This is a genomic window from Cupriavidus sp. JZ107, assembly GCF_053903255.1.
Window position 1 is genome coordinate 1,917,892 of sequence record NZ_CP096480.1, and the last position, 17,711, is coordinate 1,935,602.

15 protein-coding genes are annotated in these 17,711 nt (G+C 66.4%); 6 read left to right on the top strand and 9 right to left on the bottom strand.

Features of this window, described 5'->3' with window-relative positions:
• Window positions 1-32 precede the first annotated feature (32 nt).
• Window positions 33-770, bottom strand: coding sequence for a BON domain-containing protein (locus M1D55_RS08225; protein WP_456280623.1), 738 nt, complete (start codon window positions 768-770; stop codon window positions 33-35).
• Between the two features lie 144 nt (window positions 771-914).
• Window positions 915-1,340, bottom strand: coding sequence for an OsmC family protein (locus tag M1D55_RS08230; protein ID WP_006575552.1), 426 nt, complete (start codon window positions 1,338-1,340; stop codon window positions 915-917).
• A 207-nt stretch (window positions 1,341-1,547) separates the two neighbouring features.
• On the opposite strand from M1D55_RS08230, the gene M1D55_RS08235 reads away from it, so the two are divergent.
• Entirely contained in the window at window positions 1,548-2,471 is a 924-nt protein-coding gene (locus M1D55_RS08235) for a LysR family transcriptional regulator (protein WP_456280624.1), read from the top strand.
• Window positions 2,472-2,708: 237 nt separating this feature from the next.
• Window positions 2,709-3,797: a porin gene (locus tag M1D55_RS08240; protein WP_232204404.1), complete on the top strand. Its 1,089-nt coding sequence runs from the start codon at window positions 2,709-2,711 to the stop codon at window positions 3,795-3,797.
• 24 nt (window positions 3,798-3,821) lie between these two features.
• Here the strand turns inward: M1D55_RS08240 and M1D55_RS08245 are convergent, their stop codons facing one another.
• Entirely contained in the window at window positions 3,822-4,742 is a 921-nt protein-coding gene (locus M1D55_RS08245) for a LysR substrate-binding domain-containing protein (protein ID WP_064576387.1), read from the bottom strand.
• A gap of 190 nt (window positions 4,743-4,932) precedes the next feature.
• On the opposite strand from M1D55_RS08245, the gene M1D55_RS08250 reads away from it, so the two are divergent.
• The gene (locus tag M1D55_RS08250; RefSeq protein WP_456280625.1) at window positions 4,933-5,262 is read left to right on the top strand and encodes a DUF2917 domain-containing protein; all 330 of its coding nucleotides are present in this window, start codon (window positions 4,933-4,935) and stop codon (window positions 5,260-5,262) included.
• A gap of 279 nt (window positions 5,263-5,541) precedes the next feature.
• Here M1D55_RS08250 and M1D55_RS08255 read toward each other — a convergent pair whose 3' ends face one another.
• The 5 genes from M1D55_RS08255 to M1D55_RS08275 all read right to left on the bottom strand — a co-directional run bounded on the left by M1D55_RS08255 (window position 5,542) and on the right by M1D55_RS08275 (window position 13,450).
• Entirely contained in the window at window positions 5,542-5,844 is a 303-nt protein-coding gene (locus M1D55_RS08255; protein ID WP_006575547.1) for an H-NS histone family protein, read from the bottom strand.
• Between the two features lie 205 nt (window positions 5,845-6,049).
• Entirely contained in the window at window positions 6,050-7,450 is a 1,401-nt protein-coding gene (locus M1D55_RS08260; RefSeq protein WP_456280626.1) for a dihydrolipoyl dehydrogenase, read from the bottom strand.
• A gap of 150 nt (window positions 7,451-7,600) precedes the next feature.
• The gene (locus M1D55_RS08265) at window positions 7,601-8,332 is read right to left on the bottom strand and encodes a glutathione peroxidase (RefSeq protein ID WP_456280627.1); all 732 of its coding nucleotides are present in this window, start codon (window positions 8,330-8,332) and stop codon (window positions 7,601-7,603) included.
• Window positions 8,333-8,476: 144 nt separating this feature from the next.
• Window positions 8,477-11,320 carry a M16 family metallopeptidase gene (locus M1D55_RS08270; RefSeq protein ID WP_456280628.1) on the bottom strand — a complete coding sequence of 948 codons (2,844 nt, stop codon included), beginning with the start codon at window positions 11,318-11,320 and terminating at the stop codon, window positions 8,477-8,479.
• 123 nt (window positions 11,321-11,443) lie between these two features.
• Complete coding sequence (locus M1D55_RS08275; protein WP_456280629.1) at window positions 11,444-13,450, bottom strand: alkaline phosphatase D family protein; 2,007 nt, start codon at window positions 13,448-13,450, stop codon at window positions 11,444-11,446.
• A gap of 210 nt (window positions 13,451-13,660) precedes the next feature.
• Between M1D55_RS08275 and M1D55_RS08280 the strand changes: the two genes are divergently transcribed.
• Together M1D55_RS08280 and M1D55_RS08285 are read left to right on the top strand one after the other, a co-directional pair.
• A complete protein-coding gene (locus M1D55_RS08280) occupies window positions 13,661-14,689 on the top strand; it encodes an alpha/beta hydrolase (RefSeq protein WP_456281333.1) in 1,029 nt (342 codons plus the stop codon).
• A 377-nt stretch (window positions 14,690-15,066) separates the two neighbouring features.
• Entirely contained in the window at window positions 15,067-15,921 is an 855-nt protein-coding gene (locus tag M1D55_RS08285; RefSeq protein WP_456280630.1) for a D-amino acid aminotransferase, read from the top strand.
• A gap of 102 nt (window positions 15,922-16,023) precedes the next feature.
• On the opposite strand, the gene M1D55_RS08290 is transcribed toward M1D55_RS08285, so the two are convergent.
• Complete coding sequence (locus M1D55_RS08290; protein WP_006575540.1) at window positions 16,024-16,575, bottom strand: helix-turn-helix domain-containing protein; 552 nt, start codon at window positions 16,573-16,575, stop codon at window positions 16,024-16,026.
• 134 nt (window positions 16,576-16,709) lie between these two features.
• Between M1D55_RS08290 and M1D55_RS08295 the strand changes: the two genes are divergently transcribed.
• Window positions 16,710-17,687, top strand: coding sequence for a Bug family tripartite tricarboxylate transporter substrate binding protein (locus M1D55_RS08295; protein ID WP_456280631.1), 978 nt, complete (start codon window positions 16,710-16,712; stop codon window positions 17,685-17,687).
• The last annotated feature ends 24 nt before the right edge of the window (window positions 17,688-17,711 follow it).

Sequence of the window (17,711 nt, forward strand, 5' to 3'; positions counted from 1 at the left end):
CGCCAAACCCTGGCGCAACGCTTGCCGCGCGCTCAGACGGCATCTGGCCGGCGTTCGATCCGGTTGATGACGTCCTCGACGCCGTGCAGATACCAGGCATCGCGTTCGGCCTGGCGGCGTGCGCCCTCGCCCGCATAGCCCTCCAGCGTGACCACGCGGTTCTCGGTGCGAATGGCGATCTGGTCCGCATTGACCATCGGATCCGACTCGAGCACCAGGCGCAGCGCCTCGGTGATCTCCTCGTCGTTGTCGCGTTCCGCCGGCGCGATCTCGAGTTCATTGACCACGCACTGGCAGCCGGGGGACCACCAGGCGAGCACGCCGGCGAGCCGCATATGGGACAGGCTGATCACCTGTCCGCGCAAGGTCACGATGCCATCGACCGTATTGACCTCGATCCAGCCGCTGCGCTCGCCGACCGCCTCGCGCAGCGTTTCCAGCCGGCCCTTGGCATGCACGCAGATCTTGCAACTGCGGAAATCCACGGCCTGCAGCAGCCGCTCGCAGACCGCGTTGCGCAGTTCGCCATCGCCGGCGGGCGCCGCGCCGTTGGCCACGCGCAGATGGTCGATCACGCACGATACGCCGTCGATCTTGCGCATCCGGGCCGCGGCCCGGGTCTTGGCGACGATATCCGGGACGTCGCCCTCGAGAATCAGTGCGCCGTCGGACAGGCGCAAATTGATGGTGGGATGGAGATGCTGGCCGTGGAACGGCAGATTGGCCAGCGCCGCGCGGGCCTGCGTGAGCACCGCTTCGCTGCTCTGCATGATGTTGCCTCCTGAGGTGGCGGGCAGCAGCGCCGGATGGCGGGGCGCTGCGCCCTGTCCATTATAGAAAGCGCGTTGCGCGCCCGGTTCCCGGGAAATCTCGCCGCCGTGCCGCCTGGGCGCGGCACGGCGGCGGGCGGGTACTCAGGCATTCAGGGTGGCATTCATCGTGATCGGTGCCTTCATCAGCTTGGACACCGGACAGTTCTCCTTGGCGGTCTGCGCGCACTTGTCGAAGGCGGCCTGGTCCGCGCCGGGGATACGCACCGCCACGTCCAGATGGATGGCCGTGATACTGAAGCCGCCGCCCTCCTTTTCCAGCGTGACGGTGGCCTTGGTGTCGATGCTGTCCGGCACCATGCCCGCCTCGCCGAGAATCAGCGACAGGGCCATCGAAAAGCAGCCGGCATGGGCAGCCCCGATCAGCTCCTCCGGATTGGTGCCGGGGCCGCCCTCGAAGCGTGCCTTGAAGCCGTATGGCGCATCCTTGAGCACGCCGCTCTGGGTCGAGATCGTGCCGCCGCCGTCCTTGATGCCGCCTTGCCACCTTGCCGATCCAATCTTCTGCATAGCCATGCGCTCCGTCAGTGTTGTTACGAGACACGGGCCGCCCCGGATACGATCGGACCGACCCAACCACGTCCCACAATAGGATGCGAACGGAAGATCGGCCAGCGCAGGGCGGCCACGCCCGTGTTGTCTCCAGGGCTTCGAGACCGCGCACGATCCTTGCTTGCCAGTGATCGTTCCGATTCCTGCCGCGCGCCCCCCGAGCCGATGCTCCACCCTCCCCGCGTCTATCTGTATCTCGACACCGTGGCCCGCTGCGGCTCGATCCGCAAGGCGGCCGAACAGCTGCATGTCGCGTCGACCGCGCTGAACCGCAAGATTCTCGAGGTGGAACAGCAGATCGGCACGCCGCTGTTCGAACGGCTGCCGCGCGGCGTGCGGCTGACGTCGGCCGGCGAAGTGCTGGTGGCCACCATCCGGCGCAGCCTGGCCGACCTGGACGCGGCGGCGGCACAGATGGCACAGCTGCGCGGCTTGGTGCGCGGCTCGGTGCGGATCGCCTCGGCGGAGTCGGTGGCGACAGATTTCCTGCCCGGCGCGATCGGCCGCTATCAGACACATCATCGCGGCGTGCAATTCCAGGTGCAGATCGGCGGGACCGATGCGCTGATGCAAGCGCTGAAGCAGGACGAGGCGGACCTGCTGCTGGCGCACGATCCCCCTGCCAGTCCGCTGCTGCAGGAGCTCGCGGCCGCGCCACAGCCGTTCTGCGCGATGATGCGGCCCGACCATCCGCTTGCCGCACGGCGCACGCTGCGGCTGGCCGACTGCGCGGCCTTCCCGGTGGCCCTCGGCCCGGCCACCTTTGCCAGCCGCGGTCTGATCGAAGCGATCGCCGCGCGCAATCGGCTGCATCTGTCGGTGATGCTCGAGGCGACCACGGTCGAGACGCTGAAGGGTTTCGTCCGGCAGACCGATGCGATCTGCTTCCAGTTCCATGCCGGCACGCTGCGCGAAACGCGCCAGGGCACGTTGACCGCGGTGCCGCTCGGCGATCCCGAGCTGGCGCTGGGCCGGCTGGTGCTGGCCGCTCGCAAGGGCCGCGCGCTGCCGCCCTCTGCCGCCGCATTCGCCGAGCATCTGAAGACCGCCATCGGCGGCCTGCACGCGCCGCTGACGTTGGCCGCATAACGGGCGCGACGCCGTCCCCCCCATCTCGTCCGGACCTCTGCACGGCTCGTTCCGCCACCGCACACATTTTGTGCTCGCGTCGCACGAAAAATGATGGTGGTCGGTCCCGCCCGATTTCCGCACACTGCTCCGAACACCCCGGTAAATCGGCCGAGCCAGCCGAGCGGGGACATCACGACAACGACGCCTCGATAGAAGGCAGCACGAGAGAAATCAGGGTCAACGATGGAGGTTCGCATGACAACAACGATATTCCGGCCGGCGCGCGCGCTGTCGGCCGCGATGGTGGCCGCCGTGGCGGCATTGGCGAGCGGGGGCGTACTGGCGCAGTCCAGCGTGACGCTGTACGGGCAGATCGACACCTACGTCGGCAGCAACAAGGCGGTCGGCGGCGATCGCGCCTATGTGCTTGGTGCCGGCGGCATGCAGACGTCGTATTGGGGCATCAAGGGCACCGAGGATCTGGGCAACGGCCTGAAGGCGATCTTCGATCTGAATGGCTTCTATCGGGCCGACGGCGGCCGCGCGGGCCGGTTCGATGCCGACGGCATGTTCACGCGCAGCGCCTACGTCGGGCTGCAGAGCGAGTCAGCCGGCACCGTCCGGCTCGGCCGAAATACCACGCCGTATTTCCTGTCGACGATCCTGTTCAATCCGCTGGTCGATTCGTACCACTTCTCGCCGACCATCTTCCACACCTATGTCAGCAGCAATGGCGGCACGGTCTACGATCCGGGCATCATTGGCGATTCCGGGTGGAGCAATTCGCTGGTCTATTCGTCGCCGAAGTTCGGCGGGCTCAGCTTCAATGCGATCTATGCGTTCGGCGAGCAGGCCGGCGACAATGGCAAGAACAAGTGGGGCGGCAACGTGCTGTATTTCAACGGGCCGTTTGCCGCGACGGTCGCGTTCCAGCAGGTCAAGTTCAACAACACGCCGGGAGACGTGACCTCGCCCGCCGCGATGGTCGGCTTTCGCAAGCAGAACGCCGTGCAGGCCGGCCTCAGCTACGACTTCAAGGTGGTCAAGCTGTTTGCGCAGGGCCAGCACATCCGATCGGATATCGACGGCGCGACCGGGGACATCAAGCACAGCAACGGACAGATCGGCGCGTCGGTGCCGATCGGCGCCGGCAGCCTGCTGCTGTCGTATGCCTACGGCAAGGTCAAGAACGAGGTCGCCGATATCGAGCGCAATACGGCGGCGGTGGCCTACGACTACAACCTGTCCAAGCGCACCGATGTCTATGTCGCCTATTACTACGACAAGGTCGGCGGCCTGTCCCACGGCAACAACTACGGGGTGGGTGTGCGCCACCGCTTCTGATGGCGTGGGCCGCGGCGTCTCCGGTCAGCCGGTGACGTCGCGCGTCAGTTCGCGCGTCAACCAGGCCTCGAAGCGGTGCACCGCGGGCCGTGCCTGTGCATGGTCCGCAAGCACGATCTGGTACTCCATGCCGTCCATCCCGGCCTCCGGCAGTACCACTTGCAGCTCGCCGCGAGCCAGCAGCGGCAGGATCAGCGGTGTGCGCCCGATCGCAATGCCCGCCCCTTCCGCGGCCGCGGCGACGACGTGCTCGTAGCGCGAGAAATACAGGCAGGGCTGACTGGCGGCGGCCGTCAGCCCCAGGCGCCGATACCACTCGCCCCAGGACATCCAGCCGAAGCGGGCATTGGGATCGTGATAGACCAGCAGCGTCGCGCCGCGAATATCGCCGGCGCGCTGGATGCGCGCGGCGACCGGTGGCGCGGCAACCAGCATCAACCGCTCGCGCAGCAGCGCGGCGGCGGCCTGTCCCGGCGAGCGCAGCCGGATGGCCAGATCAAAACCGTCCCGGTCCAGATTGGCGACCGCCTCCGAGGCGTCCACACGCACGTCGACATCAGGCGCCTCCGCCTGAAACCGCGCCAGGCGCGGCACCAGCCATAGCGTGGCGAACGACGGCGTGGTGGTCACCGAGATCGCGCTGCGCTCCGGCGCGATCAGGCGTTCGACCGTGCCGGCCAGCCGTTCGATCGCCTCGCGGGCGGCCTGCTGCAGCAGACGGCCCTCGGGCGTCAACGACAACCCCTTGGCCCCGCGCAGGAACAGCGGCACGCCCAGCCCGTCCTCCAGGCTCTTGATCTGCTTGCTGATGGCCGACTGTGTCAGGCACAGCTCGTCCGCCGCCGCGGTAAAGCTCAAATGACGGGCCGCGCTGTCAAATCCGCGCAGCGCGTCGAGGGACATGGCGCGCAAGGCCTGGGAAGCGGCCGGACTGATCTTCGTCATGGCTGGTTGCTGCGGATATGCGCAGTCATGGTAGCGCAGGCGTCGTCATTGGCGCCGTATTGGCGCGGTCATTGGCGCCGGTCATGATGCGCCGGAATGCCGGGGATGCCGAAACATCCGGCCAGGCTATCGGACGCGCGACCACAATGACATGGCGCCCCACCGCTACTGGGCACGCACGGAGATCGCCATGCATGCATTCGCCGGACCCGACGGCATTGTCCGAATTGACCGGATCGATCGTATTGGTCGCGTTGACAGAATCGGCTCCGAACCGCTTCGGCTGGTGGTCGGCCAAGGATACACCGTGCTTTGCCTGCAAGGGTCGGTATGGTTGACCTGCGAATCGGACGATCGCACGGAAGCGGCGCGGGATATCGTATTGGCGCGAGGCGAGCGTTTCGATGCGCCGCGCACCGTTACCGTTATCGTTTCGGCAATTCGGCGGCGGCCGGCCCGTATTGCGTTGACCCGTCGCAATACGGAGGATCGGCTCGATTGTAAGAAGAGACTTAATTAAGCGCCGTCAATGGCTTGCGCATTGTCTTGTCGCAATGTCTTGTCGCAATGTCTTGCTGCAAGCAGGCTGGCGGAACCGGTTCAAAAAACAGGAATTCCCGCAAAAAACGGACAGGTATGCTGCGCCCCCGGGACCGGCTATCGCACAGAATCATGCGGGGGCACGGCGGCAAATCGCGTCAATCGCGTCCCCTGGCAGGACATCGCTCGCGCCGGATATTGCCATTCGGCGCATTACCGTTGGTGAATTGCAATCACGCACGGTCTTGCACGCACAACCTTACTCGGTGATCAGGAAACGATCCCGATTCTTGCCCAGCCATGCCGGTGCGCGGCCGCGGCCGGACCAGGTCTTGCCGGTCTTCGGATCGCGATATTTGGCCGGGGCCGGCGTGCCGGAGCGGGCTGCCGACTTGCGAGGACGGCCACGGCGGCGCGGCGCGAGATCCTCTGCCGTCAAACCGTAATCCTCCATCAGCTGCTGGATCTGGGCGATCACCGTCGCCACTTCGGTTTGCCTGGCTTCCTCAAGTTGCGCTTCGAGTTTTTCCTTTTCTGCCAGCAATTGTTTGTAAGTCGCCATCGTCATTCCTTGCCAGTTGTAGGGTGCCGTTATGCTAGCTCACGGTTATGTTCGCGTCACCATAAAAAATGTAATCCAATAAGACAGAATCACAATATTCGGCAATTACATAATAATTCGCACCCCCGCGATGTCGAGGCGGGGATGCGCGGCAGCACGCATAACGGCAATGGAAGGAATGCCGCCACGGCGGCATTTACCCGGCTCAGGCGCGCAGTTTGGCTTGTGCATCGCGCAACGCGGTGCGCAGGCCCTCTTCGATCACGGGGTGATAGAACGGCATCGCCAGCATCTGACCGATCGTCAATTGCTGTTGATATGCCCATGCCAGCAGATGCGCGATATGTTCGGCGCGCGGGCCCATCCATTCGGCACCGAGGAAACGGCCGCTGGCCTTGTCGGCATAGACGTGCATCAGCCCGCGATTCTTCAGCATCACGCGGCTGCGCCCCTGGTCCTCGAAGCTGACCTCGCCGGTGACAAAGCTGTCGGCCGGCAGGTCGGCGTAGCGCTGGCCGACCATCGCCAGTTGCGGGTCCGAGAACACCACCGCGATCGGCGCGCGGCGCGGCACCGGGGAAACCCGCGGCCAGCTGGCGGCGTTTTCGCCGGCGCTCTTGCCCTCGTCGGCGGCCTCGTGCAGCAGCGGGAGCACGTCGTTGGCGTCGCCGGCGATGAAGATCGGGGCTGAGCCGCACTGCAGCGTGGCCGGATCGAATACCGGCACGCCGCGGGCGTCGAGCTCCAGGCCGGTGTTTTCGAGGCCGAGATTGCGGACATTCGGCTGGCGGCCGGTGGCGGCCAGCACGTAGTCGAAGCGCTCGGTGACCGAATTGCCGTCGCGGTCGATGAACGAGATCACCGCCTCGTCGCCTTCGCGCGCCATGTCCGTGACGTTGGCATCGGGATCCAGATAGAACTCCTGCCGGAAGGCCTGGGCGGCGTAGGCGCGAATCGCCGGGTCGGTCAACGGACCGACGCCGCCGCGCACGCCGAACACGCGCACCTGCACGCCCAGACGCGACAGCGCCTGCCCCAGTTCAAGGCCGATCACGCCGGGACCGAACACCGCCACGCGGCGCGGCAGATCCTGCCAGTCGAAGACGTCGTCGTTGACTACCAGGCGGTCACCGAACACGCGGAACGGCGCTGGCACGGCCGGGCTCGAGCCGGTGGCGATCACCACGCGACTCGCGCGGACCACGGTGCCGCCGGCATCGTCGCCGACCTGCAGCACCGTGTTGTCGATGAAGCGGGCATAGCCGCGCAGGCGGTCCTGCTCCGGAATATTGTCGACGCCGCGCACGACGAAGCCGACGAAGCGATCGCGTTCGCGCCGCACCCGGTCCATCACCTCGCGGCCGTCGATGCGGATCTGCCCATCGACATGGACGCCGAACGGCGCGGTATGGCGCAGCTCGTGCGCGGCCTCGGCCGCCGCGATCAGCAGCTTCGACGGCATGCAACCAACGCGGGCGCAGGTGGTGCCGTATTCCCCGCCCTCGATGATCACGGCGCGCTTGCCGGCGGCCCTGGCGGCGCGATACGCGGCGAGGCCAGCGGTGCCTGCGCCGATCACGGCGATGTCGGTGTCGATGGTTTGCATGGCGAAATTCCTGTTCGGAGAGACGTTCGTTGTATTCGGGGCGGTTCAATCCACGGACCCGATGGCGGCACGCCGCCATCGGGTCCGGCGACTGCCGGACCGCGCCACGGAAAATTCAGTGGAATTGGGGAAAAGAGGCGCTGCGGAAGATCAGGCAGCCAGATACTGCTCGACCTGCTCAGCGCCGCCGATCAGCTTGCCGTTGATGAACACCTGGGGAGCGGTCATCGTGCCGGACACCGCGCCGAGCACCTTGCCGCGGATCTTGTGTTCCAGCGGCACGTCGATGTACTGGTAGCCGTTGTCCGCCAGCAGCTGCTTGGCCTTGGCGCAGAACGGGCAGCCTTCCTTCGAGAACACCACGACCTGGTCAGGCTTCTTGGCGTTCGGAGCGACATAGGCCAGCATCGTGTCGGCGTCGGAGACCTTGAACGGGTCGCCCGGTTCTTCCGGCTCGATGAACATCTTGTCGACCGCGCCGTTCTTGACCAGCATCGAATAGCGCCAGCTGCGCTTGCCGAAGCCGAGGTCGGTCTTGTCCACCAGCATGCCCATGCCGTCGGTGAATTCGCCGTTGCCGTCGGGGATCATCACGATGTTCTCGGATTCCTGGTCCTTGGCCCACTCGTTCATCACGAAGGTGTCATTGACCGAGACGCACAGGATCGCGTCGACGCCGTGCTTGGCGAAGACGGGCGCCAGCTCGTTGTAGCGCGGCAGGTGGGTCGACGAACAGGTCGGGGTGAATGCGCCGGGCAGCGAGAAGACCACGACGGTCTTGTTGTCGAACAGCTCCGCGGTGCTCAGGTTCTTCCATTCATTGTTCTCGCGGACGCGGAACGTGACGTTGGGGACGCGTTGGCCTTCACGGGATTGCAGCATTGGGATCGCTCCTTGGTTGGATGGTCGGTGTCAGGGTTCAGATTCTTGTGCTGCGTGCTTTGTGTTTCGCAGCGAAGGCCCCATTCTGGCGATGCCCCCTCGATTTGTACAATTTATCATTTAAACCGACGTCATTATATAAAGCTATAGACCACCCTCCGGCGAGGCCGCGACTTTGCCCGTGTCCTCGGCCCCGCGGGCGTCCGGCCAGGCGCCGGCATAGACCTCGACAAAGCGGTCCGGGTCCAGATACCGCCGGATCGCCGCATTGACCTGCTCGACCGTGGCCTGCTCGATGCGGGCCTCCAGTTGCTCCGTAAACGCCATGGTCTGGCCGACGAACAATTGATAGGCCAGCATCGAGGCCAACGCCTCGTCGCGGCTGCGGGTGACCAGCCCCTGTTGCCGCAGCCCACTCTTGGCCTCGGCCAGTTCGTCCCCGGTCACGCCTTCGCGCAGGAATCGCCGCAATTCGCGCTGCACGCCAGCCTTCAGCCGCGGCAGGTTCTGCGGCGCGAAGGATGCCTGGATGCCGAAACGCCCCGCGGTGTCGAGTGCGCCGATCCGCAGATAGCTGGTGGCGCCGTAGCTGATGCCCTCCTGCTGGCGCAGGCGATCGGCCAGCCGGCTCTTCATCGAGCTGCCGCCGAAGATCCGGTTGGCGATCGCCAGCGCCGCATAGTCGGGATGGTCCATCGTCATGCCGATCGGCAGCGCCGCGATGAAGCTGGCGTTGGCCTTGTGCGGCGTCGGCACGGCCAGGCTCGCCGGATGCAGCGGCACGAAATCGCGCTCCACACGCGCGAACGGCATCGGCGCATTCCAGTCGCCGAACAGGACCTCCACCTGCTGCCGCACGGCCGCGGCATCGAAGTCGCCGACCAGCGCGAACTGCGCATGGCTGGCGCCGTAGAAACGCCGATGGAAGTCCCGCACCTGCTCGAGCCGGACCGCGCGCAATTCGGCAATCGATTCCTCCAGCGTGGGCACATAGCGCGGATCGCCCTTCGGATAGGGATTGCCGTGCCGCCCCAGCACGACCGGGGCCAGGGCTTCGGGCTGCCGTACCTGGCTCTGGATGCCGGCGATCGTGCTGGCGCGCAGCACCTCGAATTCCGCGAGCGGCAGGCTCGGTTCGCGCAGCACGTCGCGCAGCAGCGTCAGGACCTGCGGCAGGTGCTCGCGCGGCGCCTGGAAACCGACGGTCACGCGTTCGGCATCGCCGGAGACGCCGACCGTCGCCCTCAGCGCCTCGAACGCATCGATCAGCTGCTGGCGATCGCGCCCGCCGGCGCCGCGCATCAGCATGCCGGCGGTCAGCGTGCCCACGGCGTCCAGCCCGCGCAGGCTCTGCACATCGCCCATGCGCAGCACCAGTTGGCCCTGCACACGCTGCCCCCGCGCGGGCTTGGGCAACATCGCCATCGCCATGCCGTTCGGCAGCGTGGCGCGCACCGTATGCGCCTCGATATTGGCGGGCGTGGGAGCGAACGGCGCGACCGGGGCCGCGCCGGGCTTGCCCCGATAGTCGCGCGTCAGTTCGGCGAGGTCGGGCGCCGGCGGAATCGCCACGTAGCCGGGCACATCGACGGGAATGAACTGGCCCAGCGTGCGGTTGGCGCGCTGCAGATAGTGGCGTGCCACGCGGTTGACGTCGTCGAGCGTCACGCGCTCGATCTGATCGCGGGCAATCAGCATCAGCCGCCAATCGCCCTTGGCGATGGCCTCCGACAGCGCCACGCCATAGCTGGCCGGATCGTTCAGCATCCGTTCGTAGCCATTGCGCGCACGCCGCTGCGCGCGGTCGAGCTCCTCTTGCGTGATCGGCCGCGCGGCGATGCCTTCGACCAGCTCCAGCAGCCCGCTGCGCGCCGGCTCCAGCGGCTGCGCCTTGCCGACCTGCGCCAGGAACACCACGCTGCCCGGCTGCTTCAACGCCCGCACAAAGCCCGTCTGCGACGCCGCCTTCTTCTGCTCGACCAGTCCGTGGTACAGGCGTCCTCCGGGAATCGCGGTCAGGATATCGACCAGCAGCGTCATCGCCGCGGTATCCGGATGCGCGCCCGGGCCGATGTGATACTGCGCGGCCACGACCTGGATATCGCCGGGCCGCTGCAGCAGGATCTCGCGCGGCCCTTCCTGCGGCGGCTCGACGGTGTACTGCTCCGCCAGCACACGGGCGGGCCGGGGAATCGCGCCGAAATAGCGACTCACGCTGGCCAGCGCGCGCTGCGGATCGAATTGCCCGGTGATCACCAGCACCGCATTGTCGGGCTGGTAGTAGCGGCGATAGAAGGCCTGCAGCGCGTCGATGCCGACGTGTTCGATATCGCTGCGCGCGCCGATCGGCGCCTTGCCGTAGTTGTGCCAGTGATAGGCGCTGGCGGCCAGCTGCCGCAGCAGCACCCCGGTCGGGCTGTTCTCGCCGCGCTCCAGCTCGTTGCGCACCACCGTCATCTCGCTGCCGAGCGCGCTGCGCGAGATCGTGCTGTTGACCATCCGGTCCGCCTCCATCCGCAGCAGCCAGTCCAGGTTTTCCTCGCTGGCCGCGAAGGTGGCGAAGTAGTTGGTCCGATCGTACGCGGTGGTGCCATTGAATTGCATGCCCCGGCTGGCCATCTGCCGGCCGGTCGCGCCGTCGGGCAGGCTCGGCGTGCCCTTGAACAGCAGGTGCTCGAGCAGGTGCGCCATGCCGCTTTCGCCGTAGCTCTCGTGCCGGCTTCCGACCAGATAGGTGATATTGACCGTGGTGGTCGGCTGCGCCGCGTCGGGAGCGAGCAGTACGCGCAACCCGTTGGGCAGGCGGTACTCGGTGATGCCTTCCGCGGTGGCGACCGGCGTGGGCTGGGCCGGCATGGACGGCACCACGGGCGGCACCGGCGCCTGATCGGCCGGTGACGACGAGCGCGCGGCATGCGCAAGGCTGGCGCCGCACAACGCGGCCACTATGACGGCGGGCAGAACCCGGCCTGCAACGCTGCGACGCATGGGGACTCCGTGGTGGCTCGGGCAACGAGGGCATCGTACCAAAGCGCGTGACGCGCGACATCCCGAGTCGTACTGCTCCCCTCTCCCGCGAAAGGGAGAGGGGAGCCGCGGCGGCGTGGTGCGCTACACCACGTTGACCACCGCCGAGCCCGCCGGCACCTCCACCGTCGTGACGCTGGTCGTCGCCGGCTGCGGCGGCGCATTGCCGTCGACCAGTCCCTTCAGGATATGGAACGCGCAATTGAGCCGGTCCGGCGTCAGCGTGACGATCGCATAGCCGGTGACGTTGGTCTCCACGTAGCGCATCCACGGATTGAAATGCTGCAGCGTGCGATTCAGCGTGTTGACCACGGCGCCGCTGACCTCCTCGTAGATCAGCGCCTTGATCTCGGCGAGGCGCGGATCGTTGTCGACCACGCTCTTGTACGTGCTCATCAGCGTATTGCTGGACAGCCCTGCGCCGACCAGGTCGACCATCACCGGCGTCGGTGTCGCCGCATCGTAGTCGTCCATCACCACGCCGGCAAAGAACGCGTGGATATCCCCGGTCAGCGCCACCACATTGCGCACGTTGTTCGTCTTCAGGAAGGCCATCAGATTGCGGCGCTCGGCGTCGTAGCCATCCCACTGGTCGGCGTTCAGCACGTAGGTGGCCAGCAGCGAAGCCGGCGGCAGGCGGCTGTCGAGCGTCGGCTTGATATTGGCGTCGAAGTTGGCGGCGTCGATGCCCGCCTGCGTCGACAGCAGTTGCCGCAGATTGGCGTAGGCGACGTTGTTCGGATAGGTCCCCGACGATACCGCCGCGCGCAGGTCCGCTGTCAGCGCCGTCTCCATCTGGTCGCGCAGCGGTGTCAGCGCCGTATTGCTCGCGATCAGCCGCAGCACCATCAGCTCGGCGATCGCCTCGGTCAGATCGGCCTGCATGCGCAGCAGGGAGACCTGATTGCCCCACAGTTTCCAGGTCGTCGCCGCGCCGCCGATACGGTCCTGCCACCACGCGCGCTGCGCATCGCCCAGCATCGATACCGGCGTCAGCGCACCGCCCGCCGCGGCGATCTTCGCGTCCTCGGCGGCTTTCAGCGTGTCGCGCCGGATGAAGAAGCGGCTGCCGACATCGCCGCCGGCATTGGCCTCCGAGATCAGATGGTCGGCGCGATACAGCCGCTCGTCGGTCATCAGCAGCGTCGCCAGATTGCCAAAGGTGAAGGCGCGATAGATCTGGATGTTCTGGAACGACGGGTTGTTCAGGTCCAGCGTCACGTCGGCCGGCAGGTACTCGAACCACGCCTGGTTGGCGCTGCGCCGCCGCGCGGTCTGCGGCGTCTGGTCGTCGTCGGCGTCATAGCTCTGGCGGTCCTGCCAGCAGTCGTCGGAGAACTCATGGTCGTCCCAGATCGCGATCATCGGGAAGCGCGCATGCAGCGCCTGCAGCCGCGCATCGCTGCGGTAGGCCTTGTACAGATAGCGGTAGTCCTCCAGCGTGGTCGCGTAGCGGAAGCCGCTCGGCAGCGTGGTGCCGTTGGGCAGCGACAGCGGCGTATGGCGGCTTTCGACCAGGTTGACCGGCGCGCCGTCGGCCACCGCCTCGTAGATGTAGTCGCCGGTATGCACGATGAAATCGAGGTCCTGCTGGGCGAGCTCCTCCATGCCGGCCCAGTGGTTGATGCTCCAGTCCTGGCAACTGACGAAGGCGAACTTCAGCTGCGACAGCGGCGTGCCGGCCGCGGGGGCGGTGCGCGTGCGGCCGACGGGACTGAAACGGCTGCCGACGCGGAAGCGGTAGTAGTAGGTGGTGGCGGCGTTCAGGCCGGTGACCTTGGTGCGCAGCGTGTAATCCCAATCCGGCAGTGCACGCAACAGGTCGTTGACGACCAGCGTGGAGAAGTCCTCCTGGGTCGACACCTGCAGGCGCACATTGACGTGACGCCTGCCGTTGTCGCCCTCGACGCGCGTCCACAGCACGACGCTGTCGGGGCGGGGATCCCCCGAGGCGACCCCGTGGCGGAAGTCGAACAGGTCCGGTTCGGGCGGATCGGGATTGTCATCGCCACCGCCGCAGCCGGCCAACCCCGTGGTGGCGACCGAGACGGTGATGAAGCTTCCCCATTTCAAGAACTGGCGACGATCCATGTTGTTCTCCATGTCAGGACAGGGACAGGTGAGGGGACACAGGCAGCATAGGAAATCGATCCGCCTATCGCGAGGGCATAGCCGCAATGCCGATGCGATGCCGCAACGCGCGGGTCCGCTCAAATCAGGTACTGCCGGCAATTGCCGCTATCCGCCCCGCATTTGGCGTCGATTTGCCGCGCGGGGCCGAATTCGTATAAGGTGCGCCTCATGGAAGAACAGAAACGCAACCCAAACCGCAATGCGAATCGCTACTTGTTTCGCCAGGTCCTGACGCACCTGCCCTACAAGACCATCGGCGCCGCCGCCGTGCTGACGGCCGCCGGCTTCTTGAGCTACTGGACCTACCTCGGCATCAACCAGGGCCGCCTGCTGTTCGACGCGCGCCGGCGCCCGCCGCGCGAGCTGCCGGAGGGCATTACCGCCTATTCGCACACCATTCCAGGCGGAATGCTGCGCGGCTACGTGTATCGCGGCGACGCGCACTGTGCCGTCACCGATCTGTTGTTCTATCTGCCAGGTCGCGGCGAAGACGTGCTCGAGACCATGCAATTTCTACATTGGCTGCCGGCCGAAGTAGGCTTCGCCACGTTCGACTATCGGGGCCTGGGCCATTCCGACGGCAGCCCCTCGGAGGCCGCCGCGGTGGCCGACGCCAGCCAGTTCCTGCTGCACCTGCGTCGCGTGTTGCCGGGCACGCGCGTGCATGTGGTGGGCCGCAGCCTGGGCACGGGGGTCGCGATCCAGCTGGCGGACCTGCAGGACTTCGAGAGTCTGCAGTTGATTACGCCCTACGATTCGCTGCTGGAACTCGTGCGCAAGCGTTTCCCGCTGGTGCCGCTGCGTCAGCTGATGCGTCATCACTTCGATTCGATCTCGCACTGCAAGAAGGTGGTACAGCGGACCAAGGTGCTGCTCGCCGAGGTCGACGACGTGGTTCCGCATGAATGCTCCGAGCGGCTGATGGCGGCGTGGCCGGGACCGGTGGCGGTGGAGACCATCCCCGGCAGCAATCATTCGGACATCATTGCGCACCAGAGCACGTGGCAGGCGCTCAGCGACTTTGCGCTGCTGTTTGCGCGCCGGCCCGACCTCGACGCGCATGGCAATCGGCTCGACGAAACGCCAACGCCCGCGCCCACACCCGAGCACACCGCCGCCAACGACAGCGGTGGCGGCCTGGAGCCGCCGGGCCTGCCTGTCGCGGCCGCGCCGCTGCGCACCGACGGCGCCAGCTGAAGCGCGCTGCAAGCGCGCCCGGCCCTGGCTCGTGCCCAGGCGCACGACTCCGGTCGTCCATCCGCCAGTCATCTGGACAGGTAGATCACGATCGCGATCAGTCCGATCGCGGCGAGGGTCAGCAGCACGAAGGTGAGCACGGCGCCACGCTGTCAGTCGTTTTCCCCGGAGTATTCCGGAGGGGACCTGGCGGCGCCGTCGGCGCATGGCTGATTACGGCAAGGATTCGTCCTACAAGCAAGGCCGAGCTTGCTTTCGGGGCGGCCTGGGCGACGGGGCCGGGGCTTCGACGTTATGCGGATTCGGCATGACTGCCCGCGACCCGTTGTGGAACAATGCCTGAACGCTGTTCCTCTCACTTCGATCCCATTCAGACCATGAATTCCAGCTCCGACGCCATCGTTTATCTGAACGGCGAATTGACGCCACTGTCCGAGGCGCGCATTCCCGTGCTCGACCGCGGCTTTATCTTTGGCGACGGCGTCTACGAGGTGATCCCGGTCTACGCCGGCAAGCCGTTCCGCGCGGCACAGCATCTGGCGCGGCTCGCGCGCAGCCTCGACGCGATCGGTATTCCGAATCCGCATGACCAAGGCCAATGGTCGGCGCTGATCGCGCGCGTGATGCAGGCCAATCCGATGCCTGACCAGATGATCTATATCCAGGTCACGCGCGGCGTCGCCAAGCGCATGCACGCGTTCCCGAAGGAGATCACGCCGACCGTCTTCATCATGACCAATCCGATGTCGCTGCCGCCGGCCGCGGCGACCGAGCGTGGGGTCGCCTGCGTCACGATGGAGGACAAGCGCTGGCTGCACTGCCAGATCAAGTCGACGTCGCTGCTGGGCAATGTGCTCGCCGCGCAGAATGCCGCCGAGCATGGTGTCACCGAGGCCATCCAGTTCCGCGACGGCATGCTGACCGAGGCCTCGGCGTCCAACGTCTGGGTCGTCAAGCATGGCACCGTCGCCGCGCCGCCCAAGGACAATCTGATCCTCGAGGGCATCCGCTATGGCCTGATCGAAGAGCTGTGCGCACGCTTCGAGATTCCGCTGGTGTCGCGCCCGGTCACCCGCGACGAGGTATTTGCCGCCGACGAAGTCCTGCTGTCGTCGGCCAGCAAGGAGATCCTTCCGGTGGTGACGATCGACGGCAAGACGATCGGCAGCGGTGTGCCCGGACCGGTATTCAAGCGCCTGTACGCCGCTTATCAAGAGGCCAAGACGGCCTGAAACGGCCTCGAAGGCGCCCGGCGCCAGCCGTCTCCGCCCACATCATGACAAAGCCGCCGGGAGCGATGCGCCCCGGCGGCTTTGTCATTGCGGCTGTGGTTCTTATTTCGCCGTGGTGACCAGCACCTCGGCCTGCGCGCGTCCCACCGTGCGAATGCGGTGCGGCAGATCGGCATCGAAGTACAGCGAATCGCCGATCGACAGCGCGATGGTCTCTTCCCCCAGCATCACCTCGACCTGGCCCTTCAGCACGAACAGGAACTCCTCGCCGCTGTGCGCGGAGCGCGCTTCGTCGGGAAACTCCCGCGGCGGATACATGATGAAGGGCTCCATCGCCTTGACCTTGCGCTGCGCGGCGATGGCCTCGTAGCGATAGGTGCCCTCGCGCGCCGATGGCGACAACGGCTCCCGCTCGCCGGCGCGAGAAATGCAGACGACCTCGTGCGCACTGTCGCGTGCATCGCCCAGCAGCTGCCCCGTCCCCATGCCATAGGCATCGGCGATCTTCAGGATCGTGGCGATCGATGGCGAACTGAGACCTCGCTCCAGCTTGGACAGATAACTGCGCGTCAGGCCGGTTTGCTCGGCCAGCGTTTCCAGCGAAAGGCCGCGTTGGCGGCGGAGCGTGCGAAGGCGATGCGCCAGATTGACCATGGGGGGCGGTAGCGAAAGCGACCGCGGCATTATATCGGCGCTCCGGGTACAACATGTCCTACTTGACACAACACATTCTGTAGGACACATTGTGTCATGCCGGCAATGACATGACACACAACGGAGAGTTCCAGATGAAAGCGCCCCGATGGATGGTGGCGGTGGCCGGCTGCTGCCTGCTGGCCGTCAATGCCGTAGCCGCAGAACCGTTTCCAGCCAAGCCGATCCGGCTGGTGGTGCCGTTTGGCGCCGGCGGGATTACCGACAATATCGCCCGCCTGGTCGGGCAGGAATGGTCCGGCGCGCTTGGCCAGACCGTGCTGATCGAGAACCGGCCTGGAGCCGGCGGGCTGCTCGCCGCGCAGGCCGCCGCCAAGGCGGCGCCCGATGGCTATACCGTGTTCATGGGTACGGTCGGCACCCAGATCGTCAATCCGCTGATCTATCCGGCCGGCAAGCTGCCCTACTCGCCGGAGAGCCAGTTCACGCCGCTTGGCATGGTGTCGAAGTCGCCGTTCATGCTGGCGGTGGCGACCGGCGTACCGGCGCGCGACCTCAAGGAATTCCTCGCCTATGCGCGCAGCCACCCTGACCGGCTCGACTACGGCTCGGCGGGCAGCGCCAGCGCGCCGCACATGAGCATGGAGTTGCTGAAGCTGCTGAGCGGCACGAAGATCAATCACGTGCCGTACAAGAGCGGCGCCGAAGCGGTCAATGCCGCGATCGGCGGCCACGTGGCCGCGGTGATCGACGCCGTGCCCGTCGTCATGCCGCAGGTCAAGGCCGGCAAGTTGCGTGCGCTGGCCATCGCCAATGGCACGCGCTCCACCGCGGCGCCGGCGGTGCCCACGAGCCAGGAAGCCGGCTTGCCGTCGTTCGAGACGAGCTCTTGGAATGCGCTGTACGTTCCGGCCGGCACACCCGCCGATGTGGTCGAGAAACTGTCCACGACACTGCGTACCACGCTGGCCCGTCCGAGCCTGCGCAGCCGCCTGGCGGCGCAAGGCAGCGAAGCACTGGCCGGCACGCAACAGGAATACGCTGCAATGATGGCCGCCGAGAAAAAGAAGTGGGCGGCGGTGGTCGACGCGGCAAAGATCAAGGCCGAATAGAAGTGAAGACATGACCGACGGCCC

What these genes read in the sequence shown, in the direction of transcription:
- M1D55_RS08290 (WP_006575540.1), bottom strand. Translation starts at nt 16,575, where the DNA reads ATGGTCAATCTGGCGCATCGCCTTCGCACGCTCCGCCGCCAACGCGGC.
- M1D55_RS08275 (WP_456280629.1), bottom strand. Translation starts at nt 13,450, where the DNA reads ATGGATCGTCGCCAGTTCTTGAAATGGGGAAGCTTCATCACCGTCTCG.
- M1D55_RS08250 (WP_456280625.1), top strand. Translation starts at nt 4,933, where the DNA reads ATGCATGCATTCGCCGGACCCGACGGCATTGTCCGAATTGACCGGATC.
- M1D55_RS08240 (WP_232204404.1), top strand. Translation starts at nt 2,709, where the DNA reads ATGACAACAACGATATTCCGGCCGGCGCGCGCGCTGTCGGCCGCGATG.
- M1D55_RS08280 (WP_456281333.1), top strand. Translation starts at nt 13,661, where the DNA reads ATGGAAGAACAGAAACGCAACCCAAACCGCAATGCGAATCGCTACTTG.
- M1D55_RS08260 (WP_456280626.1), bottom strand. Translation starts at nt 7,450, where the DNA reads ATGCAAACCATCGACACCGACATCGCCGTGATCGGCGCAGGCACCGCT.
- M1D55_RS08225 (WP_456280623.1), bottom strand. Translation starts at nt 770, where the DNA reads ATGCAGAGCAGCGAAGCGGTGCTCACGCAGGCCCGCGCGGCGCTGGCC.
- M1D55_RS08235 (WP_456280624.1), top strand. Translation starts at nt 1,548, where the DNA reads ATGCTCCACCCTCCCCGCGTCTATCTGTATCTCGACACCGTGGCCCGC.
- M1D55_RS08245 (WP_064576387.1), bottom strand. Translation starts at nt 4,742, where the DNA reads ATGACGAAGATCAGTCCGGCCGCTTCCCAGGCCTTGCGCGCCATGTCC.
- M1D55_RS08285 (WP_456280630.1), top strand. Translation starts at nt 15,067, where the DNA reads ATGAATTCCAGCTCCGACGCCATCGTTTATCTGAACGGCGAATTGACG.
- M1D55_RS08265 (WP_456280627.1), bottom strand. Translation starts at nt 8,332, where the DNA reads ATGCTGCAATCCCGTGAAGGCCAACGCGTCCCCAACGTCACGTTCCGC.
- M1D55_RS08230 (WP_006575552.1), bottom strand. Translation starts at nt 1,340, where the DNA reads ATGCAGAAGATTGGATCGGCAAGGTGGCAAGGCGGCATCAAGGACGGC.
- M1D55_RS08295 (WP_456280631.1), top strand. Translation starts at nt 16,710, where the DNA reads ATGAAAGCGCCCCGATGGATGGTGGCGGTGGCCGGCTGCTGCCTGCTG.
- M1D55_RS08270 (WP_456280628.1), bottom strand. Translation starts at nt 11,320, where the DNA reads ATGCGTCGCAGCGTTGCAGGCCGGGTTCTGCCCGCCGTCATAGTGGCC.
- M1D55_RS08255 (WP_006575547.1), bottom strand. Translation starts at nt 5,844, where the DNA reads ATGGCGACTTACAAACAATTGCTGGCAGAAAAGGAAAAACTCGAAGCG.